Origin of the sequence: Pseudomonas sp. p50(2008), from assembly GCF_015351605.1 — a bacterium.
GTDB lineage: Bacteria > Pseudomonadota > Gammaproteobacteria > Pseudomonadales > Pseudomonadaceae > Aquipseudomonas.
In genome coordinates, this window is the sequence record NZ_JACMYF010000013.1 from 74442 (window position 1) to 89439 (window position 14998).

11 protein-coding genes are annotated in these 14998 nt (G+C 60.4%); 7 read left to right on the forward strand and 4 right to left on the reverse strand.

Annotation, left to right across the window (positions count from 1 at the left end; all coding sequences use genetic code 11):
• Positions 1 to 16: 16 nt before the first annotated feature.
• Positions 17 to 1378, reverse strand: coding sequence for a cache domain-containing protein (locus tag H7698_RS28860; protein WP_194693682.1), 1362 nt, complete (start codon positions 1376 to 1378; stop codon positions 17 to 19).
• 463 nt (positions 1379 to 1841) lie between these two features.
• Here H7698_RS28860 and H7698_RS28865 point away from each other — a divergent pair, with 463 nt between their 5' ends.
• Both H7698_RS28865 and H7698_RS28870 read left to right on the forward strand, forming a co-directional pair.
• Entirely contained in the window at positions 1842 to 3899 is a 2058-nt protein-coding gene (locus H7698_RS28865) for a carbon starvation CstA family protein (RefSeq protein WP_194693683.1), read from the forward strand.
• Between the two features lie 13 nt (positions 3900 to 3912).
• A complete protein-coding gene (locus H7698_RS28870; RefSeq protein WP_059406027.1) occupies positions 3913 to 4110 on the forward strand; it encodes a YbdD/YjiX family protein in 198 nt (65 codons plus the stop codon).
• A gap of 143 nt (positions 4111 to 4253) precedes the next feature.
• On the opposite strand, the gene H7698_RS28875 is transcribed toward H7698_RS28870, so the two are convergent.
• The 3 genes from H7698_RS28875 to H7698_RS28885 all read right to left on the reverse strand — a co-directional run bounded on the left by H7698_RS28875 (position 4254) and on the right by H7698_RS28885 (position 8000).
• A complete protein-coding gene (locus H7698_RS28875; protein WP_162438091.1) occupies positions 4254 to 4544 on the reverse strand; it encodes a hypothetical protein in 291 nt (96 codons plus the stop codon).
• A gap of 442 nt (positions 4545 to 4986) precedes the next feature.
• Positions 4987 to 5715, reverse strand: coding sequence for a class I SAM-dependent methyltransferase (locus H7698_RS28880; RefSeq protein WP_194693684.1), 729 nt, complete (start codon positions 5713 to 5715; stop codon positions 4987 to 4989).
• Positions 5716 to 5831: 116 nt separating this feature from the next.
• Positions 5832 to 8000, reverse strand: a complete 2169-nt coding sequence (locus tag H7698_RS28885) for a TonB-dependent receptor family protein (RefSeq protein WP_194693685.1) — start codon at positions 7998 to 8000, stop codon at positions 5832 to 5834.
• 705 nt (positions 8001 to 8705) lie between these two features.
• Here H7698_RS28885 and H7698_RS28890 point away from each other — a divergent pair.
• The 5 genes from H7698_RS28890 to H7698_RS28910 are packed head-to-tail and all read left to right on the forward strand — an operon-like array spanning position 8706 to position 14965.
• Complete coding sequence (locus H7698_RS28890) at positions 8706 to 10301, forward strand: ABC transporter substrate-binding protein (RefSeq protein ID WP_442966343.1); 1596 nt, start codon at positions 8706 to 8708, stop codon at positions 10299 to 10301.
• Entirely contained in the window at positions 10298 to 11230 is a 933-nt protein-coding gene (locus H7698_RS28895; protein WP_194693687.1) for an ABC transporter permease, read from the forward strand. The genes H7698_RS28890 and H7698_RS28895 overlap by 4 nt, the downstream gene beginning before the upstream one ends.
• A 23-nt stretch (positions 11231 to 11253) precedes the next feature.
• Positions 11254 to 12528, forward strand: coding sequence for an acyl-CoA dehydrogenase family protein (locus H7698_RS28900; RefSeq protein WP_194693688.1), 1275 nt, complete (start codon positions 11254 to 11256; stop codon positions 12526 to 12528).
• Positions 12525 to 13874, forward strand: coding sequence for an LLM class flavin-dependent oxidoreductase (locus H7698_RS28905; RefSeq protein WP_194693689.1), 1350 nt, complete (start codon positions 12525 to 12527; stop codon positions 13872 to 13874). Before H7698_RS28900 ends, H7698_RS28905 begins: the two co-directional genes overlap by 4 nt.
• Before the next feature lie 38 nt (positions 13875 to 13912).
• Positions 13913 to 14965, forward strand: a complete 1053-nt coding sequence (locus H7698_RS28910) for an NADP(H)-dependent aldo-keto reductase (RefSeq protein ID WP_194693690.1) — start codon at positions 13913 to 13915, stop codon at positions 14963 to 14965.
• Positions 14966 to 14998: the final 33 nt, after the last annotated feature.

Consider the following 14998-nt stretch of genomic DNA (forward strand, 5'->3'; position numbering starts at 1 on the left):
GTTGTTGGGTGGGCGGTCAGCGTGTGGCGCCGGTGGGTTTCATCGGCAGCAACACGTCCAGCTCGCTTCTTCCCGGTGTCGATATCAGGGCGAACTGGCCACCAAAATGTTCGACGCGTTCGCGGATGTTACGCAGGCCGATGCCGGTATGGCGACGTTCGACCTGGGCGACGTTGAAGCCGATGCCGTCATCGACCACGCTCAGGCGTACGCCTTCTGTTGAGCCGTGCAGGGTGATCGCTACGTTTTTCGCCTGGGCATGGCGTTCGATGTTGGTCAGGCCTTCTTGCACGATGCGAAACAGCGAGACGGCGGCGCCGTCCACCAGATCACAGTCGAATTCGTTGTCGTTGTAGGTCACTTTCAGGCCGCTGCGTTGCTCGAATTCGGCGGCGAGCTGGCCGATGGCGGCGGGCAGGCCGAGGGTGTCGAGCAGGGACGAACGCAGGTCGTGGGACAGGCTGCGGACTTCGCCAATGGCATCGCCGAGGCGTTCGGTGGCTTCTCGCAGGATGCTCAGGCCTTTGTCCTGACCGTTCTCCAACACATGGCTGGCCAGCTCGAACTGGAATTTGATCGAGACCAGCACCTGGCTGATGCCGTCGTGCAACTCGCGGGACACTCTGGAGCGCTCTTCTTCTTGCAGGCTGACGATGCGTTGGGTCAGGCGCTGGAGTTTTTTGTCGGCCAGTCGGTGTTCGCTGACGTTGAGTGTCATGCCGCTGGCGAAGACGAACAGCACCGCGACGAGGGCTACGGCGGCGATGGCCAGCATGGTTTTGCGGATGCCTTGGGCGACTTCGTCTCGGGCTTGCTGGGTGGCACGTTCGACGTCTTCCAGGTAGATGCCGGTGCCGAGCATCCAGCCCCAACGGTCGAGCATCACCACGTACGCGAGCTTGTCGGTGACTTGTCCGGATGAGGGTTTGTTCCAGGCGTATCGCTGGAAACCTTCGCCGGATTCGGCGCTTTTCAGCAAGGCCTGGATCACCGGCAGGCCGTGCGGGTCTTTCATGTCCCACAGGTATTGGCCGACCAGTTCCGACTGGCGCGCGTGCATCAGGCTGCGGCCCTCGCGGTCGTAGACGAAGAAGTAGCCGTTGATGCCGAAGCTGAGTTTGCGCAGTTCTTCCAGCACTTGTTGCTGCGCGTGAGCGTCGCCGTGGCCGTCGTCGTAGAGCGGGGCGATGAGGCTTTGCGCCATTTCCACGTAGTTTTTGAGCTCTGCGCGCTTGCTCGCCAGGATGCTGTCTTCGATGAGCTGCGCCTGCTGGTCGCCGAGTTGGCGGTTCAGGGAAATCACCAGCGCACAGATGACCGCGATGGCCAGGACCAGCGGCAGGATGCCGAGCGCGACGATTTTGTGTTTGAGCTGCATCTGGGCTCCTGTCCGGGCCGAGGGGGAAAGCGAGGGCCCGGCATCATATGCCAAAGATACGCGGGTTCTGTAGCGCTGCTGGACGGAATGACTTGTGGCTAATCCCCGTAGAAGCAAAGCTTGCCCACGATAGCGGTGGATCAGCTGGCATCATTGTCGAACGAAAGATTGTCATCGCGGGCAAGCCCGGCTCCCACGGTAATACTGTTCACTTAAGAAGAGGCAAGCACAGTACTGTGCTTGCCTGAAGCTCTCTTACAGAGAAAAGCATTATGGCTCCCATTTAGGCTTTGTGTTTGGGCCTGTAAATGGGGGTATCTACGTAGAACTACGTAGGCCGGTTGTACGTAGTTCTGCGGATTTATTTGTGGACGGCATGCGGGGATATTGGGCCAGCTCCGCACAGCGGACACAATTATAAAAATTACCGCCGCGGCCACGAGCTGTCGGCAGGAGACACACAATGCCCCGTCTGGCTAAACACCTCGCCTGGTTTGCCGTGGCTGTCCTTGGAGCGTTCGCGCTGAGTGTCGTGGCCTTGCGCCGTGGCGAAGCCATCAACGCCCTGTGGATCGTAGTCGCAGCAGTCGCTATCTACCTCGTCGCTTATCGCTATTACAGCCTGTTCATCGCCAACAAGGTGATGCAGCTCGACCCCAATCGGGCCACGCCCGCTGTGCTCAACAACGATGGTCTGGACTTCGTACCGACCAACAAGCACGTCCTCTTCGGTCATCATTTCGCGGCCATCGCTGGCGCGGGGCCTTTGGTCGGTCCGGTGTTGGCGGCGCAAATGGGCTATCTGCCCGGTACGCTATGGCTGATCGCCGGCGTGGTGCTGGCCGGTGCGGTTCAGGACTTCATGGTGCTGTTCCTGTCCACCCGCCGCAACGGTCGCTCCTTGGGCGACATGGTGCGTGAGGAAATGGGCCGCATTCCCGGCACCATCGCCTTGTTCGGCTGCTTCCTGATCATGATCATCATCCTCGCGGTGCTGGCGCTGATCGTGGTCAAGGCCCTGGCCGAAAGCCCGTGGGGCATGTTCACCGTAATGGCGACCGTGCCGATCGCGATGTTCATGGGCATCTACATGCGCTACATCCGCCCGGGCCGCATTGGCGAGATCTCGGTGGTGGGCGTGTTGCTGCTGCTGGGTTCGATCTGGCTGGGCGGGCAGATTGCTGCTGATCCGGTGTGGGCCAAGGCGTTTACCTTCACCGGGATCCAGATCACCTGGATGCTGATTGGTTACGGGTTTGTCGCAGCGGTGCTGCCGGTGTGGCTGATCCTGGCCCCCCGTGACTACCTGTCGACCTTCCTGAAAATCGGCACCATCATGGCCCTGGCGATCGGCATCCTGGTGACCATGCCAGACCTGAAAATGCCAGCCCTGACCCAGTTCATCGACGGCACCGGCCCGGTGTGGAAAGGCGGTCTGTTTCCGTTCCTGTTTATCACCATCGCCTGCGGTGCGGTGTCGGGTTTCCATGCGCTGATCGCTTCCGGCACTACGCCGAAGTTGCTGGCCAGCGAAGGGCATGCCCGTTACATCGGTTACGGCGGCATGCTGATGGAATCCTTCGTGGCGATCATGGCGATGGTTGCCGCTTCGGTGATCGAGCCGGGTGTGTACTTCGCCATGAACAGCCCGGCGGCGATCGTCGGTTCCGATGCGGTGACGGTTGCGCAGACGGTCAGCAGCTGGGGCTTTGCGATCACGCCGGACGCGCTGGAAGCGGTGGCCCGCGATATCGGTGAAACCACCATTCTGGCCCGTGCCGGTGGTGCGCCGACCCTGGCTGTGGGTATCGCGCAAATCCTGCACCAGTTGCTGCCAGGTGAAAACACCATGGCGTTCTGGTACCACTTCGCGATCTTGTTTGAAGCGTTGTTTATTTTGACAGCGGTGGACGCCGGTACCCGTGCCGGGCGCTTCATGCTGCAGGACTTGCTCGGCTCGTTTGTGCCGGCGCTGAAACGCACCGAATCCTGGACCGCCAACCTGATCGCCACCGCCGGTTGCGTGGCGATGTGGGGCTACCTGCTGTATCAAGGCGTAATCGACCCATTGGGCGGCATCAACACCTTGTGGCCGCTGTTTGGTATCTCCAACCAGATGCTGGCGGGTATCGCGCTGATGCTGGCGACGGTCGTGCTGATCAAAATGAAACGTCAACGCTACGTCTGGGTGACCATGCTGCCCGCCGTCTGGCTGCTGATCTGCACCACCACGGCCGGTTTCATCAAGCTGTTCGACGCGAACCCGGCGATTGGTTTCCTGGCATTGGCCAAGAAGTACAGCGATGCGCTGGCCAATGGTCAGATCCTGGCTCCGGCCAAGGACATCAACCAGATGCAGCACGTGATCTGGAACGCCTACACCAACGCGACGCTGACGGCGCTGTTCCTGCTCGTGGTGTTCAGCATCTTGTTCTTTGCACTGAAAGTAGGTATTGCCGCCTGGGGTACGAAAGAGCGCACGGATAAAGAAGCACCGTTTCAGGCGCTGCCAGAGGCTTGAGTGAGGAGGGCACATGTTCAATGACTTGAGCCGCCTCGGTAAATACCTGGGGCAGGCTGCGCGCTTGATGGTGGGGATGCCTGACTACGATAACTACGTCGAGCATATGCAGAGCAAACACCCGGACAAGCCGGTGATGGATTACGAGATGTTCTTCCGGGAACGCCAGGAGGCGAGGTACGGGAGTAAAGCGGGGCCTAAGTGTTGTTGATGCGAAACCAGCCTTAACGCTACCCGTGTAGGAGTGAGCCTGCTCGCGATGACGATATAACAGCCAATAAGATGTTGGATGTTATGGCCTCATCGCGAGCAGGCTCACTCCTACAGTTGTGTGTGTATCCAGTAAAAGGCGTATCAGCTACCGCCACTGCCACCGCTGCTGCTCCCGCCACCCGCCTTGTCAGCACCACCGGCTTTCGAACCGGCAGGTGTAGGGCCGCTGTCGGTAGTGCCGCCATCCGCGCCTTGTGGCAGGGAAGCGGCGTCCGGGTCTGCATTGGTGGCTTTGGGCGCTGGATCACGGGTCTGGCTGGTACCATCCGCAGAGGGCGTTCCAGTGGTCGTTTCGCCCGCCGCAAAGGCGTGAAGCGAGCAGGCCGACATGATGCCTGCAAGCGTAAGTACCGCAATTTTTCTGTTCATCATGTTGAATTTTCCTTGCGAGTGGTTAACACAACATTGGAAGGATGCGCGGGCCATAGGTGCGGGCCAGCGGACGAACGGTATCGACACTCAAATCCTGAAACCACAAAGCCCTGAAATGTCAGGGCTTTGTCGTATGGGTGAGTTGTGTCTGCGCCGTTCAATCAACGCCGCAAGCGTATTTTCTGCCAGTTATCCGCACTGGTGAGCGTTCCCGTGTCGCCGCGCACTGAATACAAGGTGGCTCGATAGAAAGCAGTGAGGCGAGAGCAGTGCAGGCCACGAAGCTTTCGGTAGGCCCATGTCCAACCATGCTTAGGTATGTCGCTCATACATTCCCCTATATCAAGATCATCCATTCCCTGAGGGTAGCAGGTTACTTCGTCGATGTCGGGCGATTGGATCCAGTCGATGCCAGATTGCCTTCGGAGCCTCTAGGTGGCGCTTATCGACTGGCGGCGACGATCAACATCATGGGGCGATGCACCTCATCGGCCAGGGCGGGACGGGCAACGAGGTCCTCGGCTGACGGTCCCCACTCGTTGATGTGGTCGAGCCTGAATCCCGCGTCGATCAACAGATTCAACAGTGTTCCCAGCGTGCGGTGCTGCTTGATCACATTGTCGCTCAGCCAGTTGGTCGAGCGCGGGCCCTCGACCTGGTAGTGGTCCACGGGCCATGTTTTGCCTTTTTGTTCGTCGACAATCCAGTCGGGGTGCAGTGAGGCCATGAAGATCGGGTGCTCGATCGAGAACACCAGTTTTCCCCCCGGCACCAGTGCTTCATACACCGTGCGCAGCAGTGCCGCCAGGTCAGTGATGTAGTGGAAGGTCAGCGAACTGTAGGCTAGGGTCAGGCTGGAGGGCTCAAGTTCAAGGTGTTCAAGGTCAGCCTTACGGTAAGTGATACGTGGGTGATGATGCCGGGTTTCGGCACGCTCCAGCATCTTCTGCGAGACGTCCAGGCCGGTCACGCTGGCAGCGCCCTGTTCGGCGGCCCAGTAACTGAACCAGCCGTAGCCGCATCCGAGGTCCACGACTTTTTGCCCGGCCATTTGCGGTAATAGCTCACGCAAGCTCGGCCATTCAGGCGCGCCGGCGAGTCCTTCAACCGAACGGGGCAGTTGGCTGTAACCCTCAAAAAATTCGGGGGTGTCATAGATGTTCTGCGTCACGTCTTGCCTCTCTCGATGAATCTCCGATGTGGGTCAAAAGGGCAGCCTGCGCCAGGTCAGGCTGCCTGTATTTCAATGGTCATCGACAGCTCGAATAGCCGTCACCGGGCTGCAATTCAATAACGCATTTCTACCGCCACATACGCACCAATCCCGTCACCCGGATACAACGCCGCAGTGTCCTGGCCTTTGGCGTCGTACAGCGGTTGGACCGCCGTGACGTATTTTTTGTTCGCCAGGTTCTTCAGATCAAGGGACACCTTCCAGTCCTTGTTAGGGGTCTCGTAACCCACGTTCGCGCCAAAAATAGTGTAGGAGGGCGCGTAGAAACTGTTGGCGTAATCCACCGCGGTGCGGGACGCGGACTGCACGTTCACACCGGTGTAGAAGCCTGTCGGATGCTCGTACTGAACTTCACCCTGATACACATGTTTGGGGATGCCCGGCAGTTGATTGTTACCAAAGGTCGGGTCGTGACGGTAGTAGAAATCGTTGTAGGTGTACACCTGGCGCCATGTGACCTGCTCGCCGCTGTCGCTTTCCCACAAACGCGTGTTCAACCCGGCTTCGATGCCCTGGTGGATCGTTGGCGTCGCGTTGAAGGCGCCGGTCACCGCCGCGGCGGTCGAGGTAGCGGGGATCAGTTGAACGTTCAGCAATTCGTTCTTAACCCACGAGCGATAGAGCGCCAGGCTGCCATCGAAAATGCCTTCGGAGCCCTTGATACCGATTTCCACCGTGTTGGCTTTCTGTTCTACCAGCGGACGCACGTACGGCGCGGTCGGACCGGAACCCGAATACTCCCAGGACGCCGGTGGATCCACCGAACGGCTGACGTTGGCAAACACCTGCAGGTTCGGATTGAACTGGTAACGCACGCCGATGCGTGGCGCCAGGCTCCAGTTGTCGAAGGTCACATCGGTGGGGAACGCGGTGGTGTTGGGCACCAGCGATTCCTTCACATTGGCGTGACGACGGACGTTGATGGCCGACAGGCCGGTGGTCAGCCACAGGTCATCCACCAGTTCCAGGTCGTTGCCCAGCGAGAACACGTGGTCGAACGAGGAGCCATAGTCCACGAACTTGCGCGTCTGTTTGTTGGCAAACGTGGAATTCACTTCACCCTTCAAATGCTCGGTTGAAGTGAAGGCCAGACTCGAGCGGCTTTCATGGCCGAACCATTGATCCGTGCGGTCGTAATTGATCACGGCGCTGAGGTCATGCCAGTCCCAATAGCTCGGGTTGCTGGGGCTGTTCGGGCTGTTGTTGTGAGCGTACTCGTAGTAGGACAAACCCACCGACAAGGTGGCGTCATCATCGAAGGTGTAGGTGGTCTTGCTGCCCGCCCAGACGCTGCCCGGACGCCGGCTGCCGGCACCGCTGGAAGCGGCGGTCGCACTGGCACGATCGCTGTGGTGCTTGACCTGATCCAGCGTGGTGGCGCTTGGGTCGTTGTGGTATTCGTCGCGGTAACGCAGCATCAGCTGGGTTTCCAGTTTGGGGCTGAACTTGTAGCCGAAATTGGCGACCACCCCTTGGCTTTTCGAGAGGCTGTAGTCGCGGAATCCATCGCTGCGGTAATTGTCGGCGTTGACGTAGTAGTCGAAGGCACCCTCGACGCCACCAAAACTGACGCTTTGTTTGTTGTAGCCATAGCTGCCAGCTTCAGCGCGCAGGCGCAGCCCCGGCGCGGTGTAGCCGGTCTGGTTGACGAAATTGATCGCCCCGCCCAGGCTCAAGGCCCCGTACTGAAAGGCGTTGGCACCGCGCAGGATCTCGGTGTAGTTCACCCCGGAGCCGTTCAGAAACTCGTAAGGCGTGCCGCCGGGACCGGTGATGGGCAAACCGTTGAACAGGAATTTGATGCCCTCGCGGAAGTAACCCGGCGACGTGTTGGCACCCGAGCCGCGAATGGAAATCTTCGCCGCGTCATTGCCGCCGGTGGATTGCACGAACACACCTGGCTGATAGGCGAGGGTGTCTTGCAGCGTCGCGGTCCGTCCTTTGGACACTTGCTCGCTGTCGACAATGCTGGTGCCGCCCGGTACTTCATCCAGCTGACTTTTAGCGGCCTCGACCGGTGTGATCTGCTGCCCCTTTACCGTGACCGTCTGAAGCTGTGGCTCGACCGATTTCGATGAACCGGTTGTTGTGGTTGATGTGTCATCCGCACGTACGACACCTGAGAGCAACAACGCAGAACCGAGTCCTACTGTTGTCAATCGGGTGGCCTGTCGGATGGCCTGCGGTAACTTTTGTAACGCTCCCCGGAATACTGAACGCATCACGCTTAATCCCCAATGAATAGATAAATTCGTCTGAGCTTTCTATTCGTATAGTCATGCTTGATTGGCTCTAAGCAGTAACTGTGCCAATGGGGTTGTTAATTGGAGTTCGCTGTTTAATGGCTCGCAGTGCAGAAGTAACGTTGCTGCGAAGTGATCTTTTATTTGAACCGCTGTTGGTGTGGCAACAGTTGGCGATTCCCTGCGCATCGCTGTAGGAGCACAGCTTGCTGGCGATGGCGGACCGCCATTCGATTTCGATGTTGACTGATGCGGCCTCATCGCCAGCAAGCTGTGCTCCTACAAGGCTGTCAGCTGTTTCTGGCGCAACAGTGAATGGACAGATTGCGAAATTACCGGCAGTTGCTGACTGGCAATAAATGCATATCGATATAAGTGTTTGTCATTAATAAAGGCCCGGGCGATTCGAGTATTAAATCGAATAAACACCACGGAACAAAAGGCCTCGCGCAAGTAACCACCTTTGCAGTAACCGGCTACTAATACTCAATATCGACGCGTAGTAGCCCATGGCATGTTCAGTGCATAGGCACTTCCAACTCCTGGTATTTGCTGAACTCTATTAAGGACGCGTCATTGAGAACAGTCTTCAAACTCTCGGGCCTTATCGTTTTATCCCTAGCGATAAACGCCTGCTCGCCCTCAGCGGCTCCCCAGCCGGGCGCGCCGCAGGCTGACGGGACCGTGAACAATGGAATCATTTCCTACCCGGCGGTGGGTTTTCACGAGCCGTCACCGGGTCGCAGCGGTGGAACCCTGAAAGTCTCGGCAGCCTCGGACGCCGGCAGTTTCGACATCCACGCCTTGTCCAACGGCAACATTCAGTGGCTGGGCCGAATCCTGTTCGACTGCCTGGTGTATCAGGACGAGCAAGGCAACATCAGCCCGTGGCTGGCGCGTTCCTGGGAGATCTCCGAAGACGGCAAGACCTACACGTTTCACCTGCGCGATGACGTGACGTTCAGCGACGGCGAAAAATTCAACGCCGCGGCGCTGCAAACCAACCTGGAACACATGCGTGATCCGGCGACCAAGTCGCCATTGGCGGCGGCGTACATCGTGCCTTACCTGGACGGCAAGGTCGTCGACGAATACACCTTCGAAGCTCACCTGCGTGAGCCCTATACACCGTTTCTGGATGTGCTGGCGCAGTCCTGGCTAGGGATGATCTCGCCGAAGCAGATCCGTGAAGCGCCGAAAACCATCGCCGAACACCCGGTTGGCAGCGGCCCGTTCCTGCTCCAGAGCTACACCCGGGATCAGGGCGCAGTCTTTGTGAAACGCCCCGGCTATCACTGGGCGCCGGCAGTCACGCGCCACGTCGGTGAGGCCTACCTGGACCGCATCGAACTCAGTTACGTCCCCGAAGCGATGATCCGCTTCACCGCGCTGGAATCCGGGCAATCGGATTTCGCGCTGGACGCGCCGGCGCAGAACGCGGCTGCAATTCGCGCCAACCCTGAACTGGTGATGCGCAGCCGTATTCGCAAAGGCAACCCGAGTCGCAGCATGACGTTCAACGTCGAGCAGCCCCCCTTTGATGACGTGCGGATACGTCGCGCGGTGGCCCGGGCAATTGATCGCGAAGGCCTGGCCTGGATTTCCGGTTTCGGCGAGTTCCTGAGCAAGGCCGATTTCCTTGCCGCCAACACGCGCTTCTATCAACCCAACAACGACGCCCTGGCGTATGACGTCAGCGCCGCCAATGCCTTGCTCGACGACGCGGGCTGGACCGGGCGCGATACGCAGGGGTACAGGACCAAAGACGGTCAGCGTCTCAAGGCGACCTTGCTGACCTATGACAATCCGGCCTTTCCCGCCAGCGTGTCGGTGGCCATACAGGCCGACCTGAAAAAAGTCGGCTTCGACATGCCCATTGAAATGCTGCCCCTGACCCGCGTCACGGAGCGGCGCTATGCCGGCAAGTTTCAGGCCGTGGCGGCGGGTTACTGGCACACCAACACGCCTGATGGTTTGTTCGTGCTCTACCACAGCCAGTCAATCAGCACGGCGAAACTGATCGGCCAGAACGCCGGGCGTTTTCGCGACGATGAACTGGATCGCGTCCTCAGCGCTGCGCGTCGCTCTCGCGATCCAGTGGAACTGCAGGCGCTTTACAGCAAGGCGCAACAGCGTCTGGTTGAAACGGTGCCAGCGGTGCCTTCGGTCGAAAGCCAGGTGCTGACCGCGTATGGGCGTCAGGTCAAAGGCGTGATTTTCGACACGTCCCACAACGTTCCGTTTTTCACCAGCGTCTGGCTGGACCGGGGGCAACCATGAACCTGCTCAAACGTATTGCCTGGCGTCTGTTGGCGGGCATTGGTGTGTTGTGGGGGGCCGCCACCCTGACGTTTCTGGCGGTGAACTTCAGTGGCGGCGACACCGCGCTGGCGATCCTCGGTGGCCCGGATGCCTTGCCGACGCCGGAGTTGCTGGCCAGGGTGCGTGCCGAGTACGGACTCGATCAGCCATTGATCGTGCAATACGGCCAATACTTGCTGCGCCTGGCTCACGCCGACCTGGGCGAGTCCTATCGCTTGCGCATTCCAGTGTCCCAAGCGATCGGCGAACAGATCGGCGCGACCCTGCAACTGTCCGTCAGCGCCGCGTTGTTGGCGGTGGTGCTGGCGCTGGTCTGCGCGATCCTCACCGCCAACCGTTCGCGCTGGGTTCGCTCGTTCGCGTCAGGCAGCGAACTGGTGATTTCGTCCGCACCGTCGTTCGTGATCGGCCTCTTGCTGCTGCTGGTGTTTTCGTTCCATTGGCACTGGTTGCCGCCGTCCGGGTCCGTGGGCTGGCGCTCGTTGATATTGCCGTCGGTTGCGCTGGCATTGCCGGTGGCGGCGGTGCTCACCCAACTGTTGCGCCAGTCCCTGGAAGACACCCTGGAACAGCCCTTTATCGCCATGGCCCGTGCCCGTGGGCTGTCCGAAACCGCCGTGCGCCTGCGCCATGCCCTGCGTCATGCACTGGTGCCTTTGGTGACGCTGGCCGGGTTCATTTTTGCCAGCCTGCTGGGTGGCGCAGTGGTCATCGAACTGCTGTTCGCACGCCAGGGCATTGGCCGCCTGATGCTTGACGCCACCAGCAACAAAGACGTGCCCATGGTGTTGGGCGTGACCTTGCTCGCCGCCGCTGTTTACGTGGTGGTGAACCTGACTGTCGATTTGATCAACCGCTGGATCGACCCTCGGGCGGATCAAGCGTGAGTGTCTATGAAAAAGGAAAAATCATGAGTGCTGCGATTTCACCTGCTGTGACCGATGAAGACCTGAACCAGCGTTTTGCCGAGGTATTTGCCCGCATCGCCGACACCGCTGTCGCTCGCGAGCAGCAACGCGAGTTGGCGCATGATGCGGTGACCTGGCTGCGCGAAGCGGGGTTCGGGGCGTTGCGGGTTCCCGCCTCCCAAGGTGGTCTGGGCGCCAGTCTGCCGCAGTTGTTTCGGTTGTTGATTGCCTTGGGCGAAGCCGATTCGAACCTGCCGCAGATCGTCCGTGCGCACTTCGGCTTCGTCGAAGGCCGGCTGTCCAGCCGCGACGCCGATTCGCAGGATTACTGGCTGGGCAAAGTGGTCGATGGTCAGCTCTGGGGCGCGGCCATGGCCGAGCGCAGCGACACCACACGCAACTCGGTCACGCTCAGCGCGGTCGAGTCTCAAAAGGGTGAGGCCGGCTGGCAGCTGGATGGCGAGAAGTACTACTGCACCGGCACGCTGTACGCCAACTGGATCGCCGCCGTGGCACTGGACGGGGATGACTTTGTCAGCGTCGCCGTGCCCACCGATGCACCGGGCGTGACGGTCGAGGATGACTGGGACGGTTTTGGCCAGCGCCTCACGGGCAGCGGCACCACGCGCTTCAAGGCGGTGAAGGTGCCGGCGCAGCATATCGTCCGTCGCTTCAAGAAGGACGAGCTGCGCGCCGAATCCTACCTGACGGCCTTCTATCAGCTGTTCCATCTGGCGACGTTGGCCGGCATTGCCAATGCGGTGCTGCGTGATGCCACCGAATTCGTGCAAGGGCGCACGCGGGCGTTTGGCGTACCGGGGCAATCCAGCCCCAAGGATGATCCGCTGGTGCAGCGTGTCATCGGGCGCCTGTCCAGCCTGGCCTATGCCGCGCGCACCCAGGTGTTGGCGGTGGCTCAGGTGCTGCAGGACGTCCATGAAGCGGAGCAGGGCGGTACTGCCACCGAACAGCAGTACACCGAGGCGGAAATTCGTGCGTATCAGGCGCAACAGATCGTGCTTGAGCAAGTGCTGGAGGCCACGACCTTGCTGTTTGAAGTGGGCGGCGCTTCCGCTACCAGCGAGGCACGACGCTTTGATCGCCATTGGCGCAATGCGCGCACGCTGGCCTCGCACAACCCGGTGATCTACCGCGAGCGCGCCCTGGGCAATTACTACCTCAACAACATCAGCCCCAACGCCGCCTGGCGCCAACTGCAAGCGGCCGACGCCGAGAAGCAGGGCAGCGGCGCGCGTGACGAAGCGAGTGCCGTATGAGCAAGCCATCGAGCAATACCCGTGACGGACAAATGAGCCTGGGCATGAACATCCTGGGCTTTGGCGCGCACTCCGGCGCCTGGCGTGCGGCCGAAGTGCCGGCCAACGCGTATCTGGACGTGGAGTACTACCGCAACATCGCGCGGATTTCCGAACGCGGCTGCCTGGATGCGATTTTCCTCGCCGATGGCCCGGCGTTGGCAGGCGACGTTGCCAGTCAGCCGGGCGGACGCCTGGAACCCACCGTGTTGCTGACCGCCGTGGCGCTGGCCACCCAGCGCATCGGAGTCATCGCCACAGCCTCCAGCACCTACAACGATCCGTACAACATCGCCCGCCGCTTTGCCTCGCTGGACTACATCAGCGGTGGTCGCGTGGCGTGGAACGTAGTGACCAACGCGGGTGATGCCGCCGCGCAGAACTTCGGCCTTGCCGGCGCGCCGTTACACGTGGACCGCTATGCCCGCGCAGACGAATTCATCGACGTCACCGTCAAGTTATGGGACAGCTGGGAGGACGACGCGATCATCGGCGATGCCCGTGCCGGACGCTTTGCCGACCCAAAAAAAGTCCACACCATCGACTTCGTCGGGCAGCACTTTTCCGTCAAAGGCCCGTTGAATGTACCGCGCTCACCCCAGGGCCGGCCGGTGCTGGTACAGGCCGGGTCGTCGGAGGGCGGCAAAGCCTTGGGCTCACGTTACGCCGATGCGATTTTTACCACCCAGACCACTCTGGAGGACGGGCAACTGTTCTACGGCGAAATGAAGGAGCGGGCCCTGGGCTGGGGGCGCAATCCCGAGCACCTGAAAATCATGCCCGGCCTGTCGACCGTGATCGGCAGCACCGAAGCCGAGGCCCATGCACGCTTCGATGCACTCAACGCGTGGCACGGTGAACACGGCTTGCTGGAGCAGGTGGCAGGCCGGATCGGCATCGCTGCCAAGGAGCTCGACCCGGACGCGCCATTGCCTTGGGACCGTATCGGTCCGGTGGCTGATTTCGAACGCGGCTCCCAGGGTTTCCTTGAGGCGCAACTCAATCTCGCCCGTCGGGAAAACCTCAGTATTCGCCAGCTTTCGCGGCGCATCCTGGTGGGTCACCGGTTGCTGGTGGGCACGCCGGAACAGGTCGCCGACACCTTGTCGCACTGGTACCTGGCGCATGCCGCAGACGGCTTCAACATCATGCCGGACATGTTCCCCTCCGGCGTCGAGATCTTTGTCGACGAGGTCGTGCCGTTGCTGCAAAAACGCGGACTGTTCCGTCATGAGTACACCGGCAGCACGTTGCGCGAGCACCTCGGCTTGCCGTTTCCGACCAATCAATACGCGCTGCGGACCTGAACCCCGGCGTCTTCAACAATTCAATGAAAGGATGAACCATGCGTTACCGCCAATTGGGCAACAGTGATATCGAAATCAGTGTGCTGGGTCTGGGCACCATGACCTGGGGCCACCAGAACAGTGAAAGCGATGCGCATCAACAAATCGATCTGGCCCTGGCCGAAGGCATCAATTTCATCGACACCGCCGAGATGTATCCCACGCCGACCCGGGCCGAAACCTGGCGCACCACTGAGCGTTACATCGGCAGTTGGCTGGCCGCCAGCGGTGGTCGTGAGCGTATTGTCCTGGCGAGCAAAATCGCTGGCCCGGCCCGCGATCCTGCGGGTCAGCAGCATATTCGCGACGGTCTCAGCCGGCATGATCGCCGCAACATCGTCGAGGCGCTGGACGGCAGCCTCAAGCGTTTGAATACCGATTACCTGGACCTCTATCAACTGCACTGGCCGGACCGAAAAACCAACTTCTTCGGTCAGCGTGAATACCCTTATCTCGATGACGCTGACAGCGTCGCCATCGAGGAAACGCTGTCGGTGCTGGCCGAGCAAGTCAAGGCCGGCAAGGTCCGCCACATTGGCGTGTCCAACGAAACACCGTGGGGCGTGGCCGAGTTCATCAAGCAGAGCGAGCGCCTCGGTCTGCCACGGATTGTCAGCGTGCAGAACCCTTACAGTCTGCTGAATCGCCTGTACGAGGGCGGCCTCTCGGAGTTCAGCCACCGCGAGAACGTCGGGCTGCTGGCGTACTCGCCCCTGGCGTTTGGTGCGCTGACCGGCAAGTACCTGGGGGGCGCGCGTCCTGAGGGTTCACGGCTTTCGGCGGTCTATCGCACGTTCAATCGCTACGACAGCGGGTCGGCTCAGGAAGCTATCGCCGGTTACGTAGAAGTTGCGCAACAGCACAACATCAGCCCGGCGCAATTGGCACTGGCCTACGTCATCAGCAAGCCATTCGTTGCCAGTGCCCTGACCGGCCAGACAAGCCTTGCGCAATTGCGCGACAACCTCGGTGCGCTGGACGTCACCCTCAGCGAAAAGATTCAGGCGCAGGTCGCGGCCATCCACCAACGCATTCCCAATCCTGCGCCGTGACATGACGCGCGGGGAATGATCGGGTTCGAAAAA